Annotated in this window: 20 protein-coding genes; 19 read left to right on the forward strand and 1 reads right to left on the reverse strand. The window is 41.8% G+C overall.

Annotated features, from left to right (window positions below; translation table 11 throughout):
• The first annotated feature begins 28 nt into the window (after positions 1–28).
• From PaeCFBP13512_RS09000 to PaeCFBP13512_RS09085, 18 genes are all read left to right on the forward strand, one after another.
• Positions 29–790: a class I SAM-dependent methyltransferase gene (locus tag PaeCFBP13512_RS09000; RefSeq protein ID WP_137222622.1), complete on the forward strand. Its 762-nt coding sequence runs from the start codon at positions 29–31 to the stop codon at positions 788–790.
• 85 nt (positions 791–875) lie between these two features.
• Positions 876–1,313 carry a GNAT family N-acetyltransferase gene (locus PaeCFBP13512_RS09005; RefSeq protein ID WP_137222624.1) on the forward strand — a complete coding sequence of 146 codons (438 nt, stop codon included), beginning with the start codon at positions 876–878 and terminating at the stop codon, positions 1,311–1,313.
• Between the two features lie 306 nt (positions 1,314–1,619).
• Complete coding sequence (locus PaeCFBP13512_RS09010; protein WP_137222626.1) at positions 1,620–3,212, forward strand: PucR family transcriptional regulator; 1,593 nt, start codon at positions 1,620–1,622, stop codon at positions 3,210–3,212.
• A 282-nt stretch (positions 3,213–3,494) separates the two neighbouring features.
• Entirely contained in the window at positions 3,495–4,022 is a 528-nt protein-coding gene (uraD, locus tag PaeCFBP13512_RS09015; RefSeq protein ID WP_137222628.1) for a 2-oxo-4-hydroxy-4-carboxy-5-ureidoimidazoline decarboxylase, read from the forward strand.
• Entirely contained in the window at positions 4,023–4,373 is a 351-nt protein-coding gene (gene uraH, locus PaeCFBP13512_RS09020) for a hydroxyisourate hydrolase (protein ID WP_137222630.1), read from the forward strand.
• 73 nt (positions 4,374–4,446) lie between these two features.
• Positions 4,447–5,838 (forward strand): allantoinase, encoded by a 1,392-nt coding sequence (locus PaeCFBP13512_RS09025; RefSeq protein ID WP_137222632.1) that lies wholly within the window; start codon positions 4,447–4,449, stop codon positions 5,836–5,838.
• Entirely contained in the window at positions 5,831–7,105 is a 1,275-nt protein-coding gene (gene allC, locus PaeCFBP13512_RS09030) for an allantoate deiminase (RefSeq protein ID WP_137222634.1), read from the forward strand. Before PaeCFBP13512_RS09025 ends, allC begins: the two co-directional genes overlap by 8 nt.
• On the forward strand, positions 7,092–8,348 hold the full coding sequence (locus PaeCFBP13512_RS09035) for a pyridoxal-phosphate-dependent aminotransferase family protein (RefSeq protein WP_137222636.1): 1,257 nt from the start codon (positions 7,092–7,094) through the stop codon (positions 8,346–8,348). The genes allC and PaeCFBP13512_RS09035 overlap by 14 nt, the downstream gene beginning before the upstream one ends.
• Positions 8,345–9,934 carry a gamma-glutamyltransferase gene (gene ggt, locus PaeCFBP13512_RS09040; RefSeq protein WP_441343327.1) on the forward strand — a complete coding sequence of 530 codons (1,590 nt, stop codon included), beginning with the start codon at positions 8,345–8,347 and terminating at the stop codon, positions 9,932–9,934. Before PaeCFBP13512_RS09035 ends, ggt begins: the two co-directional genes overlap by 4 nt.
• Before the next feature lie 31 nt (positions 9,935–9,965).
• Positions 9,966–11,288 carry a 5'-deoxyadenosine deaminase gene (locus tag PaeCFBP13512_RS09045; protein ID WP_137222640.1) on the forward strand — a complete coding sequence of 441 codons (1,323 nt, stop codon included), beginning with the start codon at positions 9,966–9,968 and terminating at the stop codon, positions 11,286–11,288.
• A 34-nt stretch (positions 11,289–11,322) separates the two neighbouring features.
• The gene (locus PaeCFBP13512_RS09050) at positions 11,323–12,354 is read left to right on the forward strand and encodes an XdhC family protein (RefSeq protein WP_137222642.1); all 1,032 of its coding nucleotides are present in this window, start codon (positions 11,323–11,325) and stop codon (positions 12,352–12,354) included.
• The gene (locus tag PaeCFBP13512_RS09055) at positions 12,320–12,973 is read left to right on the forward strand and encodes a nucleotidyltransferase family protein (RefSeq protein WP_137222644.1); all 654 of its coding nucleotides are present in this window, start codon (positions 12,320–12,322) and stop codon (positions 12,971–12,973) included. The genes PaeCFBP13512_RS09050 and PaeCFBP13512_RS09055 overlap by 35 nt, the downstream gene beginning before the upstream one ends.
• Before the next feature lie 221 nt (positions 12,974–13,194).
• A complete protein-coding gene (locus PaeCFBP13512_RS09060; protein WP_137222646.1) occupies positions 13,195–14,118 on the forward strand; it encodes an FAD binding domain-containing protein in 924 nt (307 codons plus the stop codon).
• 6 nt (positions 14,119–14,124) lie between these two features.
• On the forward strand, positions 14,125–16,506 hold the full coding sequence (gene pucD, locus PaeCFBP13512_RS09065) for a xanthine dehydrogenase subunit D (RefSeq protein ID WP_137222648.1): 2,382 nt from the start codon (positions 14,125–14,127) through the stop codon (positions 16,504–16,506).
• Positions 16,503–17,027 carry a (2Fe-2S)-binding protein gene (locus PaeCFBP13512_RS09070; RefSeq protein WP_137222650.1) on the forward strand — a complete coding sequence of 175 codons (525 nt, stop codon included), beginning with the start codon at positions 16,503–16,505 and terminating at the stop codon, positions 17,025–17,027. Before pucD ends, PaeCFBP13512_RS09070 begins: the two co-directional genes overlap by 4 nt.
• Before the next feature lie 506 nt (positions 17,028–17,533).
• Positions 17,534–18,583: a phosphotransferase gene (locus tag PaeCFBP13512_RS09075; RefSeq protein ID WP_083243450.1), complete on the forward strand. Its 1,050-nt coding sequence runs from the start codon at positions 17,534–17,536 to the stop codon at positions 18,581–18,583.
• Between the two features lie 298 nt (positions 18,584–18,881).
• Entirely contained in the window at positions 18,882–20,381 is a 1,500-nt protein-coding gene (locus tag PaeCFBP13512_RS09080; RefSeq protein WP_137222652.1) for a tagaturonate reductase, read from the forward strand.
• On the forward strand, positions 20,378–21,886 hold the full coding sequence (locus tag PaeCFBP13512_RS09085; protein WP_137222653.1) for a UxaA family hydrolase: 1,509 nt from the start codon (positions 20,378–20,380) through the stop codon (positions 21,884–21,886). Before PaeCFBP13512_RS09080 ends, PaeCFBP13512_RS09085 begins: the two co-directional genes overlap by 4 nt.
• Before the next feature lie 172 nt (positions 21,887–22,058).
• On the opposite strand, the gene PaeCFBP13512_RS09090 is transcribed toward PaeCFBP13512_RS09085, so the two are convergent.
• Positions 22,059–24,095: a beta-galactosidase gene (locus tag PaeCFBP13512_RS09090; RefSeq protein WP_069327438.1), complete on the reverse strand. Its 2,037-nt coding sequence runs from the start codon at positions 24,093–24,095 to the stop codon at positions 22,059–22,061.
• A 111-nt stretch (positions 24,096–24,206) separates the two neighbouring features.
• Between PaeCFBP13512_RS09090 and PaeCFBP13512_RS09095 the strand changes: the two genes are divergently transcribed.
• Positions 24,207–25,040, forward strand: a complete 834-nt coding sequence (locus PaeCFBP13512_RS09095; protein ID WP_069327437.1) for an AraC family transcriptional regulator — start codon at positions 24,207–24,209, stop codon at positions 25,038–25,040.
• Positions 25,041–25,126: the final 86 nt, after the last annotated feature.

The raw sequence follows: 25,126 nt of genomic DNA on the forward strand, positions 1-25,126 counted from the left end.
TACAAATTCGAAATAAGGGGCGATATGGATGTGCGCAGCATTTGATACAGCTAGAGAATCAGAGTCCGATTACCACGAAAAGTTTTACGAAGAAAATAAATTGTTTGAACCGGGCACATGGATGGCAGGGCCTACACCGATTGTAATGGAGTTATTAGAGCGACTGCAAAAATATACACCGGCTCCTAAAGTTCTTGATATGGCTTGTGGTGTAGGTAGACATACGATTCCAGTAGCGCAACAACTCACTCAAGGCGGTGTGGTCGTTGGAGTCGATTTGTTAGATTCTGCGATAGATCAATTGAAAAAATATGCAGAAGAATATAAAGTGGCTGATCGAATTGAAGCGGTGACCAGTGATGTGGAAAGTTACGAGATTGCCAAAGAAGAATACGATTATATGATCGCTACTGGATGCTTAGAACATGTATCTTCTGAAGAATCTTTGCAAAAAGTGATTGCGAATATGCAAGCAGGTACTCGTACAGGTGGTATTCATCTGATTTCGATGACTTCTTCCGTCCAACAGGTCGATCAACAGACAGGAGAAGCAGAAGAAGGTAATATTGAATTGAATTTGACCACAGAGCAATTGGTAAGTCTATTACATCAATATTATGAAGGTTGGAATATTATCGAGCGCAAAGCGGTAGCACAAGCGATCGAAGAAACGAAAGACAATAAAGAAATCGAACTTCAAGGCAATTGGATCACATTTGCTGCTTGTAAAGAAGATCCACAACCTCACCCTGAAGTGTTAGAACAAGTCGGAAAAGATACAGATCTATAAGGATATGAAATGAAATAGTGTAGCGGTTTGACACATCATGTAAAATAGAGAAGTAGTCAAGCAAACCGTACAGGAGGAATACAGTGTGTTAGAACGGATCGATGGAAGATTAGAACAACCTCAATTACAGGAATTATTATCGTATGCAGTGTTTCCTGATCCTCAAGTGTTGGAAGCAGTGATACACCAATATAGTACACAGGATCATATGCATTTATACGGATACCAAGAAGAAGGCGAATGGATCGGTGTTATTGGTTGCGCAGAAGAAGGCGAAGCACCATACACATTGCGTGTACGCCATTTGGCGATTACACCAGCCGAACGTGGTAAAGGCTATGGACGTGGCATTTTACTAGAATTATTAGAAACAGCAGAGCCTGCTGTCCTATTGGCTGAAGCTGATGATGAAGGTGCAGAATTTTACCGCAATATTGGATTTACTGTTATTGGCAATGGTGAATTGAATGCAGCTTCAGAACGCTATGTCTGTCGTTATGATGTTGAAGAGGACGATGAGTAATTACAGTCGTCAAAGTCGTAATAAGGATTATCATATGATCTTGAACTGAACTACTATCGTTTGATTTATTTCACGCAATAGAAGATTATTGTATCTGAATACACTCTTTTGTCCTTATTAACTTGGATCTTGCCCTATGCAGATCAAAGTTATAGTGGATAAAAGGGTGTATTTTTTGTTTAGATCGAGTCATAAGAGAAAAGGTATAAATAATCGTTATACTAATGCAAATGATTTGTATGTTATAATACATCACAATATTATTTGGAATTTCGTAGAGATGTTAGCGGAATAGGAGGTACTCGTATGCAATTAACGGTTCAAGAAGCGCTCGCAGTGTACCCTCTATCTGAAGCGCGCCTTGTTGCGGGTGCCCGGGGAACATCACGACTGATGAAGTCAGTGAATGTTATGGACGCGCCAGATATCGCCGACTGGATCAAAAGTGGAGAAATGTTATTTACAACTGCTTTTATTATGAAAGACAGTGAAGAAGAAGCGATCAAGCTGATGCGTAAATTGAATGAGCGTGGTTGTGCAGGTCTAGGAGTCAAGTTAGGACGATTCTGGGAAGTGATTCCACAAGCAATTATTGATGAAGCCGATCGTTTACAATTTCCACTGCTTGAGCTTCCTTTTCAATTTACCTTTTCTGATCAGATGAATGCTCTTTTTCAAGCGGAACATGAACGGAGTACCAAACTGTTGCAATCGGTTTTACATAAGCAAAAGCGTCTTATGCAGTTTGCGCTTAATCAGGATCAACAGGGAAATGTATTTGCTGTACTGGAAGATATTTTAAAATATCCGATTGCGATTATTGGCTCTCGCGGACATATTCTCTATAATGGTGGCGAAGGCGGAGACAATGTACTGCAAGGATGGCCGTGGAAAATGTCACCTACCCGTGTGAAATGGAACCTTGGTAGCTGTTACCGTGTACCGATTATGAAGCGTAGTGAGCAATATGGATTTTTGCTTGTTTTCACAGATAGCTCGATGCCCCTGAAAGAAGAAGAGGAATTATTTCAGCAAGCGGCAGAAGTGTTAGCCTTCCATATGGATACTACTTACCGTGAACATGTGAATCCAGGTGTGCAAGATAAGATGCGTACACTGATTACACAATATCTATCCAAGCGAATGTCTCTGGATGATCTTACCGAGGGTACAGGACGATTAGGTGTTCAGTTATTTACAGGTCCTTATCAATGTGTATTAACGACCCTTGAACCTCAAGCTTTTTCTTCTGAGAAGCGTCTTGCACAGATTCATCAAGAGTTACAATATAATCCGCTCATGCAGTTATTTCCTTCTCAGCATTTTCGGATTGAAGAAGGTATATTGTCGATCTATGCTTGTCCATCCCAACGTGATTATGGTGAAGAGTTGTCTACGTTTTTGATGAATCGATTTGAAGATATGGAATCACTTAGTCATGATGGAGGTAGTCCGCGCTTTTGGATCAGTAAGATTAAGACGGAACCCAGTTCATTACGTGAAGCGTATCAGGAAACATTGGAGACACGTAAGTTAGCGAAGCGATTTGGAATGACGCATATTGCTTTGCAATTTCAGACATTGGAATTTGCGTATGTATTTCAACATGTACCGGAGAATATTATGGAGACGTATTGTCATAAGATACTGGAACCGTTACTGATCAAAGATAGTGATCCCAATCAGGTACTAATGAATACCCTTGAAGCTTTTGTTGAAAATGATGGATTGATTAATGAAGCGGCTAAGCAGTTGTATGTGCATCGCAATACAGTAACGTATCGAATGGATAAAATTGGTGGATTATTGCAGATGGATTTCAAAAAAACAAACGATCTACTCAAGCTTAAAATGGTATTTACGTTCCGCAAATTTTTGAAAGATAAACAGCAGTCTTAGCCGATAGCAGATTAGGGTAGTATTGGATAAAGGTTACCGATTTCTTTGGATGGCTATCTGGTTGCTATACGTAAAGAATAGACTTTTTCTGTTTGCTGATTATATCTAGGTTTGCTCATTATATGTAGATGAACCCTTGCCTTCTGGTAAGGGTTTTTTTGTATTATTCACAAAACACCACTTCAATGTTATGTTATATAACAAATTTATAGGCGTTTAGTTGATATGTTCAATAACCTTACGTAAAATGATAAAAAAGAACGAACGAAAAGAGGAATAACAATGGAAATGACACAGAAACCATGGCAGTCATGGTCAAAAGAAGAATTTTTACAGCAATTTGGCGGATTATATGAACATTCTGCTTGGATTACAGAGCAAGCATGGGAGCATCAACCGTTCAATACTTTACAAGACATGTTAAATACCATGAAAAATATAGTGACTGAATCCAGTCAAGAAACACAGTTAACGTTATTAAGACAGCATCCAGATCTGGGAACCAAAATAGAAATGAGTGAACATTCACAATCGGAACAAGCAGGAGCGGGATTGACTGGACTATCAGCAGAACAATTTGAACAGCTAGCTGAACTCAATCGCAATTATACCGACCAATATCAATTTCCATTTATTCTAGCTGTCAAAGGAAAAAGTACAGATCAAATTCTAGAATCCATGCGTCAACGAACCGGTAGATCAGCTACAGAAGAATTTCAAACTGCTCTTGGACAAGTACATACGATAGCAGGATTAAGACTTCAAATGTGGGCAGAGGAGCGTAATCTATACAGAAAGCAGGTGGAGTGAGTGAGCGGTAAAATAACAACGCATGTATTAAATTTGGCACAAGGTATACCCGCACAAGGGGTCAAAGTCGAACTTTATGATAGTGCAAAGCAAGCATTATTGGCTACCGCAATCACCAATGCAGACGGACGTGTCGATCAACCGTTGTTATCAGGGGAAGATATACAAGCAGGAGTGTACGAATTGATTTTTTATGTAGGCGATTATCATCGAAATATCGGTACAAGCACAGAAGAAACATTACTGTGGGAACAGGTTCCTTTACGTTTCCATATTGTAGATACCGAGCAAAATTATCATATTCCCTTATTGGTCGCTCCCGGTGGATATAGTACATATCGCGGAAGTTGATCTATTTGAAATAAGCTGGATAGCAGAGAGATACATGATGTTAGCCCATGGGAAGTGAAAAGGAGTGTAGAGCATGCAACCAGAACTGGATTTGATTATTGCTGGAGGAACAGTCGTATTATCAGATCGTGTAGCGAAGCTAGATATTGGTATTCGAAATGGAACTATACAATCGCTCACTCCTCCTATGACATATGGAAATGAGATTACTGTTATCCAAGCAGAAGGATTGCATATTTTACCAGGAACTGTTGATATTCATGTTCATTTTAATGAGCCTGGATTAGGTAGCTGGGAAGGATTCCAGACAGGTTCGGCTGCTCTTGCCGCAGGTGGAATGACAACTTATGTCGATATGCCACTGAATGGAGTACCTCCAACTGTAAATGCAGAACATCTTGCCACCAAAAAGACAGCGGCAGAACATCATTCTTATGTTGATTATGCGCTCTGGGGTGGTCTGGTAGAAGGCAATGTAGCGCAACTAGAAGAGCTATCTGTAGGCGGTATAGTCGGGTTCAAAGCATTTATGTCAGAACCGGGCGGCGAAGGGGAAGAGATTTTCACAAGAGCAGATGATGATACGTTATTAGCAGGGATGAAAGAAATCGCACGCTTAGGTCATGTGCTTGCATTACATGCAGAAGATGAATCGACGGTATCTACACTTGCACATCAAGCGATAGCCCAAGGGAAAACAGGGGTTAGAGATTATCTGGATTCCAGACCGATTGTTGCGGAAGTCATCGCTGTACAACGTGCGCTAGATTATAGCCGTCAGACAGGTTGTGCTTTGCATTTTGTGCATATCAGTAGTCGTGAAGCTGTTGATATCATTACAGCCGCTAAGCAAGAAGGACTGAATGTGACGGTAGAGACGTGCCCTCATTATTTAGTGTTAACAGATCAAGATATGGTGAATCAAGGTGTACTTGCGAAGTGTGCTCCACCTTTACGGAGTGCTGAAGAACAATCTGCTCTCTGGGATGCTGTATCTCTGGGACTAATTGATATTATTGCTTCTGATCACTCGCCTTGTCCTCCAGAAATGAAGCAATCCACTAATTTTTTTGAAGCATGGGGCGGTATTTCGGGAGCACAAAGCACATTATTATTAATGTTAGAAGAAGGATATCACCAGCGACAGATTCCTTTGCCAGCGATAACGAATATGTTGTCGAAGAATCCGGCACAACGGTTAGGCTTGGCACAGTCTAAAGGTCAGATTGAAATAGGTTTAGATGCTGATCTAGTGCTTGTTGATCTGAATCAACCGAATACGTTAGACAAAGAGGATCTTTATGATAAGCATCGTCAAAGTCCGTATATCGGATATTCTTTTTCTTCGACAGTGCAAAAAACCATTGTACGCGGACATATTGTTTATGACCAATCTTCAGGATTAACAGATACATGTGTAGGGCAGTTTGTCGCTTATCAGACAGGAGGAGTGATTCATGGCTAAGCAAGCAGCGCCTATGATCGAAAATTACAGTGTAAAGTTACACCATATGTTAGAGTGGCTGGCTCAATTCGGAGCTGACGAGCAAGGCGGAGTCACACGTTTACTTTATACTCCTGCATGGTTAGAAGCACAACAGTCTTTATTTACTTATATGGAAGCACAAGGATTAGAACCCTTTTACGATCAAGTTGGGAATCTAAGCGGTCGATTAGTAGGACAACAAGCTGAACAATTACCGATTGTAACGGGTTCCCATATCGATACGGTTGTTTTTGGAGGCAAATATGATGGTGCACTTGGCGTTGTAGCCGGTGTGCTGGCACTTTCTTATTTAAAAGAAACATATGGACAGCCTTTACGAACGATTGAAGTCATATCACTGGCAGAAGAAGAAGGTAGCCGATTTCCTTTAACCTATTGGGGTTCAGGTAATATAACAGGATCTTATCAAGCGGATCAAGTTCCTATGGTGCAAGATCGAGAAGGGATCAGTCTCGAACAAGCGATGAAACAAGCCGGATTTGGAGCTGATTCGAACTATCCAACGTGTAAACGAGAATTTGCTGCTTATATCGAACTTCATATTGAACAAGGATTTGTACTGGAGCGGACAGACCATCAGATCGGTGTGGTGACAGGCATTGTAGGACAACGCCGGATCGAAGTGAAGGTACTCGGTGAAAGCAATCATGCAGGAACAACACCCATGCAGTGGCGTAGAGATACTTTGGCAGGAGCAGCATTAATGATTAGTCATGTGAAACGTTCGGCACTGGAGTGGGGTGATCCTCTGGTAGCTACAGTAGGTAGTCTACATGTTTCACCAAATGTACCAAATGTGATTGCAGGGGAGACTACATTTACATTGGATATCCGTCATCTGGATCATCGTATATTGAATGATTATACAGATGCTTTATATGAAGAAATTTCGGCGATTGCTCAGCAAGAAGGATTAACATTATCGTGGAAAGAACATCTACGTGCTGAACCTGTGCCAATGCATCAAGCGATGATTGATGATTTGCAACATGTATGTGATCAAGCAGGCATATCATCGATGTTACTTCCGAGTGGGGCAGGGCATGATGCTCAGATTTTCGGCGTGGAATGTCCTTCTGCTATGATTTTTGTACCTAGTCGGGAAGGAATCAGTCATAATCCATTGGAATATACAGCCGAAGCTGATATCGTACAGGGCTTCAAAGTGCTAACCGAATTGCTATATCAATATGCTTATCGAGGTGAAGACCATGAAGCGTTATAAAGACTTATCTCCGCCCCCGCGCACCATTATGACTCCCGGTCCTGTTGAAGTCGATCCGCGTGTATTGCGAGCAATGTCGATGCCTATTTTGGGACAATTTGACCCGGCTTTTACCGATATCATGAATGAGACAATGGAAATGTTACGTGAATTATATATAACGGATAATCAGTGGGCTTTTCCTGTAGATGGTACTTCACGCTCAGGTCTCGAAGCCGTTATGGTTAGCTTGATTGAACCGGGTGATAAAGTATTGGTTCCGATCTATGGACGATTTGGTCATTTATTAACAGAAATTGCTGAGCGTTGCGGTGCAGACGTTGTGACAATTGAGACCGAATGGGGAACGGTATTTAATCCTCAAACTGTACAGCAAGCTATTCTACAACATCGTCCTACAATTGTAGCAATGGTCCATGGGGAAACGTCTACAGGATGTATGCAACCTTTAGCAGAGATCGGTCACTTTTGCCGTGAGCATGATGTGTTATTTATTGTCGATGCGGTTGCAACCATCGGAGGTGTTCCTTTTTATACCGATGAATGGAAAGTGGATGCGGTTATGGGAGGAACACAGAAGTGTCTATCTGTCCCTTCAGGTATGGCACCGATTACGTACAATGATCGAGTGGAACGTAAGATTCAGAATCGTAAAAGTATTGAGCGTGGACTTCGTCCTGTAGGCGATATTCCTTCAGCCGTCCTATCCGGTCATCATCGTATTGCTAGCAATTACTTTGACCTTGCTCAACTGCAAGATTATTGGAGTCCTAAGCGACTTAATCATCATACTGAAGCGACTTCGATGTTGTACGGATTACGTGAAGGATTACGGATTTTATTAGAAGAAGGGCTTGAAGCACGTTTTGCACGTCATGCGGAAAATGGAGCTGCGATCGTAGCCGGTATTCGTGGTATGGGCTTAGAATTATTCGGTGATGATGCCGCACGATTGCCTGTAGTAACATGTATTTACATTCCATCAGGTGTAGACGGAGAAAGTGTACGCTCGATGTTATTGCATGATTTTGGGATTGAGATCGCCAGTTCATTTGGCCCATTACAAGGTAAAATCTGGCGGATTGGGAGTATGGGATATAGCAGTAGTCGCAAAAATGTACTCCACGTCTTGGGCGCTTTAGAAGCAGTATTGATTCATCATGGTGTATCATTGCCAGCAGGACAAGGAGTGCAAGCGGCGCTTCGTGTCTATGCCGGTCAGAAAGAGGTGACGTACCAGTGAACATTATGCCCCAATCGCGTAGAGGAATGGTTGCAGCACCGCATTATTTAGCAAGTCAGACAGGCGCTTTTATTTTGCAGTCCGGTGGTAATGCATTCGATGCTGCGGTTGCGGTAAGTGCTGTACTGGGTGTCGTTTACCCACATATGACAGGACCTGGTGGAGATGCTTTTTTTCTGATTCATGATGGGCATACAGGCAAGATTGAAGGGTATAATGGAAGTGGACGTTCCGCCTCCAAAGCAACTCCTGAATGGTACACCAAGCAAGGGTATACTTCTATTCCAAGCCGTGGCCCTTTGGCTGCTGTAACGGTACCGGGTATGGTGGATGCTTGGGAGAATGTCTGGAAAAAGTATGGACGATTATCGTGGGCTGAAATTATGGCTCCTGCGGTACGTTATGCCGAAGAAGGTTTTCCTGCTTCGCCTAGTCTAGCACGCTGGATTATACGTGATCTGGAATGGATACAACAAGATTCTCATCTTCAATCTGTATTTTGCCCTCAGGGTATTCCACTTGTAGAAGGCGATATTGTTGTTCAGCATAAGCTTGCTCAGACGCTTCGATTGATTAGTGAGCAAGGAAGTGAATGCTTTTATCGTGGCAGTATCGGACAGATGATCGGGAAAGCGACAGAACGAGACGGTAGTGTGATCACAACCGCTGATCTAGCAGCCCATCAAGGCGAATGGGTAGAACCTGTTTCGACCACTTATCGAGGGCATGAAGTCTATCAAATGCCACCGAACACACAGGGATTCTCGGTATTGATGATGCTCAACATTTTGGGAAATGTAGAACTATCGTCGATCGCTCGTTTTTCACCTGAATTTTATCATCTTGTAGTTGAGACCGTCAAAAAAGCATTTCAAGATCGTGATCGTTATTTGACTGATCCTGCGTTCAGAGAGATTCCGTTAGAGCAATTACTTTCCAAAGACTATGCCCGCAAATTATGGTATGACATGCAGTATCGTCCGCAAGCGTCTCCGCATCTGTCTCCAGCGATGGGTCAAGATACAGCCTATGCGGCTGTCACAGATGATGAAGGAAATACCGTTTCGTTTATTCAAAGTCTTTATTTTGATTTTGGATCGGCTTATGTACCGGGAGATAGTGGAGTCATTTTACAAAATCGTGGATCATTCTTTTCACTGGATGATCGTGCGCCTAATGTCTTGGAGCCACGTAAACGAACGTTCCATACGTTAATGCCAGGGATGGTTACCAAAAATGGGAAGCCTTATCTGCTGTTAGGTACACAAGGTGGAGAAGGGCAACCACAGACACAGTTGTCTATTTTGACCGGGGTGATTGATTATCAGCTTAATATCCAACAAGCGATTGGATTACCTCGCTGGCTCTATGGACGAACATGGGGCGATATGAGCGATACGTTGAAGATCGAAAGTCGTTCGTACGAAGATATTTATTCACGTTTAGAAGCATACGGTCATATCGTTGAACCGATCCGTGATTATGATGCGGTAATGGGCGAAGCACAGGGGATTATGATTAGTGAACAAGGCGTATTTAGCGGTGCGGCTGACCCTCGTAGTGATGGGATCGCGATTGGCATATAACGTGGTATAGAGACAGAGAGGGGTAAGCAGCATGGGAAGCATCATGATAAGACAAGCACAGATGGTCACAATGAATGCCAGCGAAGAAGTATTTATCGGGGATTTATTGATCGAAAATAATAAAATTGTCAAAATGGCTCCTCATTTGGACGATCATGCGGATCAAGAAATAGATGGACGAGGCAAAACATTGCTTCCCGGATTTATTCAGACTCATATTCATTTGTGTCAGACATTGTTCCGTGGACGAGCGGATGATATGGAGCTAATGGACTGGTTGCGTAAGCGTATCTGGCCACTGGAAGCGGCTCATGATGAAGAATCCATTTTCTATTCGGCTTTGCTTGGTATTGGAGAACTTATTTCCAGTGGAACGACTACGATCTGTGATATGGAAACAGTGCATCATACCGATTCGGCTTTTCAAGCGATGGCGCAGAGTGGACTACGTGTGATCTCGGGCAAAGTGATGATGGATCATGGAACCGATGTACCTGAACCTTTACAAGAAGATACCGATGAATCTCTACAAAAAAGTGTAGATTTACTGGAAAAATGGAATGGATTCGGCGGTGGACGTATTCAATATGCATTTTGTCCACGATTCGTTGTTTCTTGTACTGAACGATTGTTGACCGAAGTTCGTGATCTTTCAGCACAATATCATGTTAAAGTGCATACCCATGCTTCTGAAAATCGTGGCGAAATTTCACTGGTTGAACAAGAGCGAGGTATGCGCAATATTGTCTATCTCGATCATATTGGGTTAGCGAATCCACGTCTGATTCTGGCACACTGTGTCTGGCTAAGCGAAGAAGAAAAGCAGATTTTGTACAAGCGTGGAGTTAAAGTAACGCATTGTCCGGGTTCTAATCTGAAGTTATCTTCAGGAATTGCCGAGATTCCAGACTTGATGAATCGTCATATTCATGTCGGTCTTGGCGCTGATGGAGCACCTTGTAACAACAATCTAGATATGTTCCAAGAAATGCGACTGGCGGCTTTGATCCAAAAGGTTCCTCATGGGCCTACAGTGATGGATGCTAGAACGGTGCTACGTATGGCAACGATGGGTGGCGCAGAAGTACTCGGTATGGCCAAAGAAATCGGTAGTCTCGAAGTCGGTAAAAAAGCAGATATGGTACTACTGGATCTGGAAGATTATCATACATTTCCTTCATATGATGTGGATGTCTATTCCAGAGTGGTCTATTCTGCGACACGTAGCAATGTAGATACTGTGATTATCGATGGTAGCGTAGTATTAGCGAATCGCCGTGTCAAAACAATTGATCGCAGTATTGTATTACGTGAGTCTGATCGTTCGATTAAACGTTTAATGACACGGATTTAAAATTCATATTTACATTCAAAGGAGATGGAGACTCATGGATATGAAGGACCTGTGCACAATTGCATTATCGCAACATCAACAACACATACGTACAGTTCTGGCTACTGTTGTCCATGTAGAAGGACATGCGTACCGCAAAGAAGGAGTCTCCATGATTCTGACGGCTGATGGACAGCAATTTGGAAGTATTAGCCCGGGTTGCTTAGAAAGTGACCTTGTAGCTCGCGTTGATGCTGTCTGGGACAGTTCACAAGTCTGCGTCGTGGAATATGATATGCGACCAGCAGATGATCTATCCTGGGGCGAAAATATCGGCTGTGGCGGATTATTGAATATTTTGTTAGAGCCAGTCAGAGGTTCCTTTTTGAATGTGATTACTGAATTGCATACCCGCTTAAATCAAGGTGAAAATGTCGTATTAACTCGTTCTTTTCAAAACAATGGCGACCAGATTGATTATCAGTTATCTCATCAACCGTTGATGCTTGCTCATAATGCAGATTTGAGTATAGTACAAGTTCCTTCTTCGGAAAAGGAGCAGTATACATTCGTACGCACGTATCGACCTAAGCCACGTCTAATTCTGATCGGTGCTGGAGATGACAGTAAACTTGTTCATTCTTTGGCACAGGTAGCTGGATTTGACGTAGTGATCGGAGACTGGCGTGAAGGATTATGTACAAATGAACGTTTTCCCGGAGCGACCTGTGTTGTCGGATTTCCACAATCATTGTATGAGCAGATCCAGCCAGGTGAACAAGATTATGTGATATTAATGAGTCATAATTTCCCACGTGAACGAGAATGGATTGAGTTAATGATAGACCAAGATTGTGCTTATCTAGGAATCATGGGTTCTAAAGAGCGGACACGTCGTCTGATGGATCAATTACCTGCTTATGCTAATCTCCATTCGCCTGTGGGCTTATCGATTGGAGCAGATGGCCCTGATGAAATAGCGATTAGTATTGTAGCCGAGTTGATTGCTGTCAAACGCGGGCGTGTGCTTGTACCGAGAAAGGAAGTTATGAATGAACATTACCGCATTAGTGCTTACGGCGGGTAAAAGCAGTCGTATGGGCAAAGACAAATTAAGTCTACCGTTAGAATCTATACCCTCTAATCAAAATGCAACGCCTGTCATGACGATTGGAGGGAAGGTACTGTCTACTGTGCTCCATACCGAGCAGATTCAGCAGGTTATCACTGTCACAGCACCTTATTCTTCATCACAATGGCAACAGGAGATTCAAGATTGGATACAGCAATACCCTTCTAAAATGCAGAATGTGGTATGTGAACAAGCACATTTAGGAATGTCGTATTCGATTCGTTGTGGAATGAAGCAAGTACGGTTATCTTCAGCAGATGCCGTACTTATTTTACTTGGTGATCAACCTTTAATTACATCGACTATGTTGACTGAACTAATGACTATTTATCAGCATCAGCCGGATGTAGATTTTATTGCTTGTGCCGATCATGAAGGAATAAAGCCTCCTGTGATTTTTCCTGAACATATGTGGACGTATCTAGAAGAACTGGAAGGTGATCAAGGCGCTCGTAAGTTGCTAACAAATCCTTATTTTTATAGCAATATTGTAAGGTATCCTGATCATTTCTTCTGGGACGCAGATACACCTGAAGCATGGTTACAGATCCAACAACATCTAGCTCAATATTGATATTCTCATTTAATGTTATATTATATTACATATAAAATCGTATTTTATTTATTTAAAGGGCATAAAGCACAAAATAATGCCTTTAATTTAGGTATAACACAAATATAGGTTAGAATAATTGACATAAATTCATGATTTCATTAAAATTTGTTCAACGGATAGATGACAAAGGCTCATATATCATCATCGAAAGTAAGGTTTGAACAAGTGGAGGTGACATCATGGAAATGAATATAGAGACAAGCAGGATTCCTGATCCTTTTCCATGTCAGGTGTGGGAACCGGCAGATATGGAAGAAGCCATGATGATCAAACGTCAATATGGAGCCAATGCCGCTTTTGTAGCAGGTGGAACCTTATTGCGTACTCAGTGGGAAGGCGGCATCGTAAGTAAACATGAGCATTTGATAAGGCTCGATACGATTGCCGATCTCCGTGGCATTGATGAGAGTGAGCGGCATATACACATTGGAGCGTTAACAAGACTACGCGAATGCGGAGCAGATATGTATATAGCGAATCATGGAGCCACTCTATATGAAGCTTGTCGTCATATTGCCGCTCCTTCTATTCGTAATCAAGCAACGATCGGGGGCAATATAGCTTCAGCAGTGGGTGATGCTATTCCCGCTTTGTTAGTGCACAATGCTTCACTTCATTGGGCAGATATCGGAAGCGAAGTCGACTTGATCCAACAAGATATCGTCGATTGGTTAGATGTAGTGAAAAGCGGTCGTAGAAGTCTACATGCTATTTTAATGGGCATTGTATTAGAAAAGCAGTCTACTGAACATCAACAAGAAATCACTTTTTTTCGCAAAATTGGACGGAGAGAAGCATTTACGCCATCGCTGGTTACGGTGGCTTTTCGTGCCATGGTCGATCCGTTAGGGTACTTCTCACAAGTTAGAATAGCCGCAGGTGGTGGTTCAGGTATTGCGATGCGATTATCAAGATGTGAACAGTTATTAGAAGGAAATCGGTATCATGCAGAAATGATCACGTCGATAGCTCTATTAGCAAATGAAGATTTTGTAACGTACAGCGATCCTTTTGCTAGTGAACAGTATCGTCAACAAACAGCAGGAAATCTGCTAGCAGCTGGATTATGGGAAAGTATTCATTCACAGATCGAAAGGAGATGACAGAGTATGTTGCTGAATCGGGAGAGTAGTGGAGAACGCTGGCGCAAACGACGGGATGGTAAAGAAAAAGTAACTGGTGAATTGCGATATTTAACCGATATGACCGCAGAAGGCATGTTATGTGGACGTGTTCTACGCAGTATTCATCCGCATGCACGTATTTTGTCATTGGATGTGTCTGAAGCCGAAGCCTATGAAGGCGTTATCGCAGTGATTACTCATCAGGATGTCCCCGGACTGAATCGATTTGGTATAGCTACCCCTGATCAACCTGCTTTATGTGAAGATACGGTTCGTTATATTGGAGATGCAATCGCAGCTGTAGCCGCAACGTCATTAGAGATTGCTGAACATGCGCTGTCTTTGATCCATGTAGAATATGAAGTGTTAGAGACGATTACCGATCCGACTAGAGCACTGGAAGAATCAGCTCCAAGACTTCATCCCCAAGGCAATGTTCTTCATCGTACGCAAGTGAAGCGTGGAAGTACAGATACGGCTTTAGCGGCTTGTGCGTATGTGGTGCATCAAGTCTACAGTACACCCAGACAAATGCATGCGTATATGGAAACAGAAGGCGGTTTATTTGTCCCTGAAAGCGATGGTCGTCTGACGGTCTATGCTCCAACGCAACATGGTTATAAAGATCGGATGCAAATTGCGCGTATTCTAGGTTGGGATGAAGAACGTATTCGTGTGATATCCAGTCCAATTGGAGGTTCATTTGGCGGTAAAGATGAATTAAATGTACAGCCGTATGGTTCATTATTAGCATTGAAAAGTGGTCGTCCGATCAAAATGCATAATTCACGTCAGGAATCGGTTCGGGCTGGACTCAAGCGTCATCCGATGAAGATTGAAATGAAAACAGGCATGGACGAACAAGGTCGCCTTATCGCTCATTATGTTCGTATTGTGGCAGATACAGGAGCATATGCGACACTCGGAGCACCTGTGCTTAATTTTGCAACAGAACACTCTATGGGACCTTATCGTATGGAGCATGTGGATGTAGAAGGCGTCTCGGTCTATACCAACAACGGACTATCTGGTGAATTTCGTGGATTTGGTGGCAATCAGGCGATATTTGCAATGGAAGGGCAAATGGATCGGTTGGCTGAAATGATCCATATGGACCCGTGGGAATTCCGAATGATGAATCGTCGTCTACAACATGATCCTGGGCCATTAGAACAACGTATTTTACAGACTAATGGTCTTGAACAAGTGATGCAGGCATTGGCTGAATCCAAGCTATGGAAACGTAAGTTACAGTTAGCTAGCTCAGCAGATTCTGAATGGCATGATAACGTTGAAGTGATGAGCGGACTAAGTGAAGAGTCATCTACGTTCCAGCCGCCATGGATTAAGCGTGGGATAGGGGCGGCACTGGCTATGCATGGTGCAGGCTTAGGATATGGGATTGATGACCCCGCTGGCGGACGTCTTGCACTCAATGAACAAGGGAAGATTGAAGTTTCATTTAGCTATGAAGAATTCGGACAAGGATTAATTGCTACATTAGAGATGATGTTGATGGATCTCTTCCAGTGTGAACCTGATGATCTTAGTATCGTTATAGGAGATACAGATCGTGTACCTCATAGCGGATCAAGTACAGCTTCCCGTTCGACGACGATGGCATGGATGGCTTTGCAGCGACTCAAGACTCCTTTTCTTCAAACGATCTTAAAAATAGCTACGCAAATCACAGGTGTACCGTCGGAGCATTTAACCACAGGGGTTAAAGGGATACGATTATTGACTGATGACCCGATTATTTTAGAAGAATCGGAACCTGTTATCACGTATCTTGAAATTGCAGAATATATGAGTCAAGCCGGTCAACAAGAACAATTGATTTTTGATACCGAATTCGCTTATCCAACTACGCCTGATGCTGTAGTTGGTGGACATTATTTATATACGTATGCCGCTGTTGCCGCCGAAGTGGAAGTTAATACATTAACAGGACATGTGAAATTGTTAGCGAATTATCATACGGTTGCCGCAGGACCGGTCATTAATCCGATGGGATTTTTGGGACAAATTGAAGGCGGTAGTGTGATGGCATTAGGATTCACACTTACTGAAGATGCAGTGATGGATCAAGGGCATTATTTGACTAAAAATATGGATACGTATCTGATTCCTACAATCAAAGATATGCATACCTCTCTTGAAGTAGAAGCGATCGAAGATTTGCCAGAAGGAGACACCTTTGGGCCACGAGGAATAGGCGAGATAGGTTCAGTGGCGCTTGCACCAGCGATTACAGCTGCGATTCGGGATGCTGTCGGTGTATGGGTTCCTCATTTACCTGTTGCTCGTGAATTACTGATTCAACCAATCGAAACATGGCAAGAAGAAGGAGTGAGTCCACGATGAAAACAACAAATACAACCTGGCAAGCGACTGTGAATAGAGAACATCGTGAACTGCAAATCGATCCTTCGCGTCGTCTATTAGATATCATCCGTGGTGACCTCGATCTGACTGGAACCAAAGTCTCTTGTGAAATCGGTCGTTGTGGTGCTTGTATGGTCTTGATTGATGGAGAACCTGTTAATTCGTGTCTGACAATGGCTTATCAATGTGCAGGCAAAGAGATTACGACTATTGAAGGATTACATGGTGAACACGAAGATCAATTACATCCGATTCAGGAAGCTTTTTTAGAAGAAGGTGGATTTCAATGTGGATATTGTACACCCGGTATGATTATTTCAACCAAAGCTTTACTGGATCAGAACCCTCTCCCTAACGATCATGAGATCAAAGAAGGACTGTGTGGTAATTTGTGTCGATGCACTGGATACGGAGGAATTATGCGAGCTGTCCAAAGTGCCGCTACCAAATGCCAGCAACAAGATATCCAACTGCCGACTCAACAACAAATTATTCGTTAACGCTAACCATATCAACAATGATACTGACCCACTTCCTATCCCATAAAAGATCGATCCTTTTCTTGAAGCAGATCACTGCGAACAGGAAAAGGATTTTTGGTGTATACCCTTATATCTTTTACCCATACAAAGATAGGATATAGAAGCTACCTAGCTATTTATAAGGTAAGAATTACAAGAATCAGTGCTGTTTAAGTAAACGTATTCCTGAACTTTTGCAATCCGTTAAAATTTGGATTGGTAAGGACACCTGAATTGTTATATTATTAACAAACAGGTAAAAGGTTAGAGGTTAGCTTTCATCGAAAATAAGATGCAATAGGCTGATAAGATTGCTGAATAGTATACAGACAACGTAATAGATGAAGCATGGTCGTATTGCATTTCTATTGCTCACATATTTTGGCTTGAAAAAAGTCAGTGTCTGCACCTAGAGTTCTCAACGATATGGACTCAATCAGCTTCTCCATTACCCGCATTATAAAAGGCAGCAAGGAGGGGAACCCTTGGAAAGCGAATATATAGATTCCATGGAACAACTGGCAGATCATTATTTTCCATCTGGAAATTGGCATATGGTTGAAGGTAAAGGCGGTATGAATAATACCACGATGTTTATCGATCACGCGTCTAGTCGTTATGTGCTAAGACGTTATGAGACACACAACGAGCCTGAGAAAGTTCGTTATGAGCATGAAGTATTATCTGCACTTCCTGCTGTTTTGGTTGGGCTAAATACACCAAAGCCTGTCAAAGATACCAAAGGGCAGACAATCTATGTTACACAACCAGTCAATGAAGATGATTCTCGTAGCGCTGGCAGAATAGCAGCGTTATTTCATTATATGGATGGGCGGACGCCTCAACTTAGAACAACAGAAGAGATTTTCCACTTTGGACAGGTCACCGGTCAATTATCAGCGGCATTGGCACAGATTGATATTGATCTGCATCCAGTGTATCCGCCTTATTATCGTTTAGGTCAATCGTATCCTTTGTGCAGTCCGGGTCGATTGGAAGCGTTCTGCGCTCATCCACCAGAAGATTTTAACAGTATTGCAGATATTCTTTATCGGATTGGAGAACGCCTTGGAGAGCAGTTGATGCGGATTACACGTCTGGTATCATTACCACATCAATTAATTCATGGGGATCTAAATGCATCGAATATGCTTGAATCCGCTGATGGAGAGATTACCGCTATATTGGATTTTGAATTTGTTACACGTGATCTACGGGCTATGGAGCCAGCGGTATGCTTATCAGATATGTTGCAGACTGTAGAGTGGAATGGAGCAGACGAAAAGCAATGTACTGCTTTTTTACAAGGATATGCTACTCATGTTCAGTTATCAGATCAGGAGACTGAAGTGATCCCATTGCTTATTTTATTACGTCGTATTGATGTATTTATGCACTTTTTAAGCCGATATTTCGAAGGGATCGATGATGCTGATGTGGTGATTGCTCAAGCCAAGCGTCTTGATGCTGGACTACAATGGTATGAAAAAAGTGGACCGCTTTTACAATTATTATGTCGTCGTATATTTAAGTAATGCATTGAGACTTGATGACTACTTCGTCCAAAGTGAACATAGAAATAACGAATGTTGAGAATACTCTCGATGTTCGTTATTTTTTTATAGCCAATGACTACAGAATACGTCCCGATCGTAGTTGAAATAAAAAAAGGATCATAATAAATATATTTTAGTTGACTATTTTTATAGATTTGATGCTACAATAGGAAGCAAATAAGAGTCATATTTTGTAAAATGTTAACGTGAACAATATTGATGCAATCATTTAATCGAAAACATAATCATCATATATAAATCAGGATGGAGGCGTATCATGTCGATCGGAAAATATATTGCACCTTTGCGGTTAGAAATGAATAGTCAGGATGAGCGTCGTAAGATCGAAACTATTCGCCAGCTTCCAATTAAAATATTGCAAATAGGCGGAGGTAACTTTTTAAGAGGATTTTTTGATTGGATGATCTATGAAAGTATTAATCAAGGGAAATACCATGGCAGTATTGCTCTGACTCCGCCTACACCAAATGGAGCTATCAAATTAAAACAATTAGCAGAGCAAGATGGGCTGTATACATTGATTACACGGGGATTACAACAGGGAGAAGTGATTGAAGAAAAGTCTATTATTCCTGTGTTCAAAACGTTTATCGACCCTTATACCGAATGGGAACAATTTCTACAATTAGCAGAATTGGAATCTTTGGATATTATTATCTCCAATACGACAGAAGCAGGATTAGCCTATGAACCGATCCATTATACAGAAGGAGAACCGTTACTTAATTATCCTGCACGATTAACCGTATTTTTGTATCGCAGATTTCAACATTTTGCAGGGAGTTTGGAACACGGGTTGTTAATTTTACCTTGCGAATTAATAGAACATAATGGTGATCTACTCAAGCAATATGTACTTCGTTATGCGAAAGAATTTGGATTGGGGGCTGATTTTGTGAGATGGATCGAGCAGTCCCAGCGTTTTCTCAACAATCTGGTGGATCGAATTGTACCCGGTATGCCACCTGAAGAAGAATATCAACGTCTGGCGAATCAATATGGTTACGAAGATCCATTTATCAATACAGCAGAACCTTATCATCTATGGGCGATTCAAGGGGATCCAGAACTGGATAAACGTTTACCATTGGCACAGATTGGACTGAATGTGCACTGGGTGAAAGACCTTCAACCTTTTCAAGAACGCAAAGTACGTATTCTTAACGGAGCACATACTTTAATGACTCCTGTAGGATTATGGTATAGCAAAGTCACTGTTCGTGATGTGATGGAAGATACAAAGCTTAGCGATTGGGTGATGTCTACGATCACTAAAGAAGTGATTCCAGCATTAACATTAGATGAAAAAGAACTACATGCGTATGCAACAGCAACATTCGAGCGTTTCCGTAATCCCTATCTGGAACATCGTCTGCAAGATATTGCACTGAACAGTCTAAGCAAATTTAAGACTCGAATCTTACCAACATTGAAAGCGTATTCAGAAAAATATAACCAGTTGCCTGCTGAGATCGTGTACTCCTTTGCCGCTTTGGTTTTATTGTATCGGACACAATCAGTGGAAGATGGACAATCGTATCAGACACAGATTCCATCAGGCACACTGATTACTATAAAAGATAATAAACGCTATCTACAGCGCCTTGCAGAATACTGGCAACAACCACAATTAGCAAATGTTGTTACGTCTATTCTGGCAGATCAACAGATCTGGGATGAAGATTTGACTGAAATTGAAGGATTAGCGAAAGCCATCGTATCGAATATCCAGTTATTGGAGGAAGCACAGCTATGAATACTATAATCAAAGATTGCATCACTATCCAAAAGCAAGATGATGTTGTGATTGCGCTTCGAGATGTGTCTCCCGGCGAACTCATTATGTTAGAAAATGGAACCATCCTGTCTGTTAGTGATCATGTTCCACGTGGTCACAAAATAGCAGTACATGAGATTGCACCTGATCAAGATGTAATGAAATACGGATTTTCAATCGGCAAAGCCAAAGAACAGATTCAGCCCGGACAATGGATTCATACGCATAACCTACGTACAGGTCTATCAGGAACATTAGATTATCATTATGAACCTACACCGACATGGATGCCTACAATTGTTCCTGAACATTTACAGACATTTGAAGGATATGTACGTGAGAATGGCGAAGTCGGTATTCGTAATGAAATCTGGATTATTAATACTGTAGGTTGTATTAACAAAGTCTGTGAAGCGCTCGCTCGTATTGCTCATGCAGATATGCAAGGACGGGTTGAAGGGGTCTATCATTTTCCGCATCCATTTGGTTGTTCCCAATTAGGTGATGATCTGGAATACACGAAGCAATTATTAGCTTCACTTGTGCTTCATCCCAATGCAGCGGGTGTGCTAGTTATCGGACTAGGTTGTGAAAATAATCAGATTGAACAATTTGCCGAAGCGATCCCGCCAGAATATGCGCACAAAGTCCGTTATCTCAAAGCACAAGAAGAAGATGATGAGATGGAAGTAGGATTAAATTTACTGGAAGAACTGGTCATGCAGGCAGAGCAAGTACAGCGCCAATCGGTTCCTTTATCCAAATTAAAAATAGGGTTAAAATGTGGTGGCTCAGATGGCTTATCAGGCATTACAGCTAATCCGTTAGTCGGTTCTATTGCAGATCTTATTGTCTCTGCTGGAGGAACAGCAATCCTAACAGAAGTACCGGAGATGTTTGGTGCAGAGACAATATTGATGAATCGTGCGCAGACACCGCAAGTGTTTGAAGAACTGGTTGAATTGATCAACGGTTTTAAGCAATACTTTGTGAATCATGGGCAAAATATTTATGAGAATCCGTCGCCGGGAAACAAAGCAGGAGGCATCACTACACTGGAAGAAAAGTCTCTGGGTTGTACGCAAAAAGGTGGACATTCTCAAGTCATGGATGTACTCAGATACGGTATGCGTGTACAACAATCCGGACTAAATATTATCGAAGCACCCGGTAATGATCTGGTATCTGTCACAGCTCTATCTGCGGCAGGGGCACACATTGTGTTATTTACGACAGGAAGAGGAACGCCATTTGGTGGACCTGTACCTACACTCAAAATCGCTACACAATCAGATCTGGCTTATCGAAAAAAACATTGGATTGATTATAATGCAGGGCAACTATTAGAAGGTGAAACGATGGAAGAAGTATCTCTAGATCTATTAACATCGATTGTAGATATTGCTTCAGGACGGCAACAAACGAACAGTGAAAAACATGGTTTCCGCGAAATAGCTATTTTTAAAGATGGCGTTATTTTATAAGCAAATGACGGTTTAAATATAGATATAGCCTAGAAATACGAACGAAAAAAAGCGATACGTAAATGTAATTAAATACATTTTACGTATCGCTTCATTCGTGGTAAAATAAGGATGTTAATCGATTATCATGTCATATATTACCAATTGAGATTAATATTATACTGAAATGGATTTAACTGCTATAGGAAGCACTAAGAATAACAGAACCACGCGCAGGAATTTCGATAGAAGAACCTGTGTGATGAGGATCTAGCAAATTAGTCGTTTGTAGATCGTGTAGTTCTACTGTAGCAGCTTCCGCATTATGGTTGAGCAAGAAAATGAATTGTTCGCCGTTTTTAACACGTCGCCCAGCTTCAACACCTGCTGGAGTATCAAGCACAGGTTGAATGCCTTTGTGATCGGCAATAAATTTCATGAGACCGTCAATAAAAGCTTCTTCTCCATCAGAAGCGATATACCATGCTTCACCTTTACCATACGTATTACGGGTAAGTACAGGCATTCCTTTGTAAAAGTCATCACCATAGTGGGCAAGAACTTCGGCACCTTCGGTATGAAGCAGATCGCAGAGCATGCCGCATTCATAATCGCCGTTAAGATCACCTAAAGGAGTATCCATTACGATTTGGTTACGCATCGTAGGAAGCAGAGCATCTGTTTCTTCTACCCAGATACCAAGCAACTTACGTAGTTCGCCAGGATAACCACCCAGAGCAACCAAATCAGTCTCGCCTACAATGCCGCTAAAGAATGTCGTGACAAATGTGCCACCATTTTGCGTAAATTGTTCTAATTTATCAGCTAGACCTGGTTTGACCATATAAAGAACAGGCGCGATAACTAATTCGTAGGCGCTAAGATCAGAATCTACACCCACTACATCGACCTGAACATTACGATCATAAAAGGCTTTGTAGTATTTATGTATCTGATCTACATATTTGAGCGCAATCGTAGGACCGCTTGATTTTTCGATGGCCCACCAGTTGTCCCAATCAAATAGTATAGCAACTTTGGATTCAATACGCGAATCAAGTAATGTGTCACCCAAAGTCTGTAATTCGCTTCCAAGTGCTGCGGTTTCACGGAATACACGTGTATTGGAATGTCCAACATGTTCAATGACAGCACCATGGAATTTCTCACATGCGCCTGCTGAACGACGAAGTTGGAAAAACATAATCGTATCTGCACCATGAGCGACAGCTTGGTAACTCCATAAGCGCATCACACCCGGGCGTTTAAGTGAATTGTAAGCTTGCCAGTTCTGTTGACTAGGTGTCTGTTCCATCAGCATAAATGGATCACCATTTTTGATACCGCGCATCAGATCATGAGCTAAAGCGGTATAACTAACCGGTGTGTCCAATCCTGGATAGTTATCCCATGAGATAATGTCCATCTGTTTCGCCCATTTAAAATAATCTAAAGGTTTGAAAAAGCCCATAAGGTTCGTAGTAATTAATGCTTCTGGAACAATAGTTTTAATCGCATCATATTCCAATTGATAACACTCTAGCATGCTGTCCGAGTTGAAACGGGAATAGTCAAGAGACATACCTTGGAAGTTCGTATTATCGTCTCCCCATTCTTCGCTCAAATTACTTGGCAGCACAATTTCATCCCAGTCATAAAAAGTATGACCCCAGAATGAAGTGTTCCATGCGGTATTCAGTGCATCTAATGTCTCATAGCGCTTTTTGAGCCATACACGGAAAGCACGTTCACAATTGTCACAATAACAATCGCCACCGTATTCGTTAGAGACATGCCATACTACAATTGCAGGATGATCTTTATAACGTTCGGCAAGTCGACTAGCAATTTCTGTGGAGTATTTACGATACGTCGGGCTATTAGGGCAAGAGTTATGACGACCGCCGAATTTACGCTTACGACCATCTTTATCCGTACGAAGAACATCAGGATATTTTTTCGCCATCCATGCCGGATGTGCAGCAGTACTGGTTGCAAGACAAGTATAGATACCGCTTTCATAAAGGCTATCGATCAATTGGTCTAACCATTCAAATTGATAATGAACTTCATCGGGCTGATTACGTGCCCAAGAGAATACATTGACTGTAGCAATATCGATTCCAGCTTGTTTGAATAGTTGTAGATCTTCTTGGTGTGTCTGTTGATCCCATTGTTCAGGATTATAATCGCCACCGTAAAAAATTTTGGGAAGTTTACTGCTAATCATGACTGTCACTCCTTGTATAAGAATAACTCTATAGTAAAGCAACTCGTTCCCTTATAGAATATAATAAAATGTGCTTAGTGTATAATAATATGGAGATTGGAAGTGAAAAATATGTATGTAACTATACCGGATCGTCGCTTTTTTACAGAGCTTAGAGACTTGCAGTTACCTATTCATATGGAGAGTATCGGGTACAACGCCGATCAGGAATCTATTGATCGTCCAGATGGCTATCCTTGTTATCATTGGATTCAAGCTGTTAATGGAGAAGGCGAACTTTATTTTGGTGGAACTAGCTATACAGTCAAAGCAGGATCAGGTGTATTATTGGCACCTAGAGATGCTCATGGGTATCGTCCGATCAGCGGGGTATGGGAGACCGCGTATTTAACATTTGGAGGACCTCAGTCTCTCGCTATCGTATCGACGCTTGGATTATCACATTCGGCTTATTATGAATGGGATCGTGGATGTGAATTAGAGACATTTACCAGTGGACTACTGGGTCAGATTCGCAGTGATCGTGACTTATCAGGGCTAGATACCAGTTCGGATCTATACCGCTTTTTAACATTGCTCAAAAAGCATGGTCGTGTGAATAATCTGCCTTCGTTATCCCATACAGTAGAACGATTGAAGCCACTGATGTCCTTTATGGAATCCCATTATGACGATCCTAATATTGGTCTTGAAGATATGGCAGATCAAGTCGGTGTAAGTGCGAGACATTTGAATACTTTATTCCGCCAGACATTTGGAATGACGGCGTATGCTTATTTTATTTTACTTCGTATTCGTAAAGCCAAAGAATTGATGACACTGTATCCTCGCATGACGATTAAAGAAGTAGCAGGTCAAGTTGGATTTAGAGATTCCAGTCATTTTGTAGCTACATTCCGTCGATTAGAAGATGTTACACCGGAACAATTCCGTAATTTGTATTGAATAATAGGTTAGATTATCAATGAATCATGAAGCGGATAGGTCCGATCTGCTTCAATTATTGAGTTGATTTTATTAAGCGCTTACAA

It is taken from the genome of Paenibacillus sp. CFBP13512 (assembly GCF_005233705.1).
GTDB lineage: Bacteria > Bacillota > Bacilli > Paenibacillales > Paenibacillaceae > Saccharibacillus > Saccharibacillus nuruki.

Excerpts from the sequence above, each read along its gene's own strand:
- PaeCFBP13512_RS09000 (WP_137222622.1), top strand. The coding sequence starts at position 29 with ATGTGCGCAGCATTTGATACAGCTAGAGAATCAGAGTCCGATTACCAC.
- PaeCFBP13512_RS09010 (WP_137222626.1), top strand. The coding sequence starts at position 1,620 with ATGCAATTAACGGTTCAAGAAGCGCTCGCAGTGTACCCTCTATCTGAA.
- uraD (WP_137222628.1), top strand. The coding sequence starts at position 3,495 with ATGGAAATGACACAGAAACCATGGCAGTCATGGTCAAAAGAAGAATTT.
- PaeCFBP13512_RS09025 (WP_137222632.1), top strand. The coding sequence starts at position 4,447 with ATGCAACCAGAACTGGATTTGATTATTGCTGGAGGAACAGTCGTATTA.
- allC (WP_137222634.1), top strand. The coding sequence starts at position 5,831 with ATGGCTAAGCAAGCAGCGCCTATGATCGAAAATTACAGTGTAAAGTTA.
- PaeCFBP13512_RS09035 (WP_137222636.1), top strand. The coding sequence starts at position 7,092 with ATGAAGCGTTATAAAGACTTATCTCCGCCCCCGCGCACCATTATGACT.
- PaeCFBP13512_RS09045 (WP_137222640.1), top strand. The coding sequence starts at position 9,966 with ATGGGAAGCATCATGATAAGACAAGCACAGATGGTCACAATGAATGCC.
- PaeCFBP13512_RS09050 (WP_137222642.1), top strand. The coding sequence starts at position 11,323 with ATGGATATGAAGGACCTGTGCACAATTGCATTATCGCAACATCAACAA.
- PaeCFBP13512_RS09055 (WP_137222644.1), top strand. The coding sequence starts at position 12,320 with ATGAACATTACCGCATTAGTGCTTACGGCGGGTAAAAGCAGTCGTATG.
- PaeCFBP13512_RS09060 (WP_137222646.1), top strand. The coding sequence starts at position 13,195 with ATGGAAATGAATATAGAGACAAGCAGGATTCCTGATCCTTTTCCATGT.
- pucD (WP_137222648.1), top strand. The coding sequence starts at position 14,125 with ATGTTGCTGAATCGGGAGAGTAGTGGAGAACGCTGGCGCAAACGACGG.
- PaeCFBP13512_RS09070 (WP_137222650.1), top strand. The coding sequence starts at position 16,503 with ATGAAAACAACAAATACAACCTGGCAAGCGACTGTGAATAGAGAACAT.
- PaeCFBP13512_RS09080 (WP_137222652.1), top strand. The coding sequence starts at position 18,882 with ATGTCGATCGGAAAATATATTGCACCTTTGCGGTTAGAAATGAATAGT.
- PaeCFBP13512_RS09085 (WP_137222653.1), top strand. The coding sequence starts at position 20,378 with ATGAATACTATAATCAAAGATTGCATCACTATCCAAAAGCAAGATGAT.
- PaeCFBP13512_RS09090 (WP_069327438.1), bottom strand. The coding sequence starts at position 24,095 with ATGATTAGCAGTAAACTTCCCAAAATTTTTTACGGTGGCGATTATAAT.
- PaeCFBP13512_RS09095 (WP_069327437.1), top strand. The coding sequence starts at position 24,207 with ATGTATGTAACTATACCGGATCGTCGCTTTTTTACAGAGCTTAGAGAC.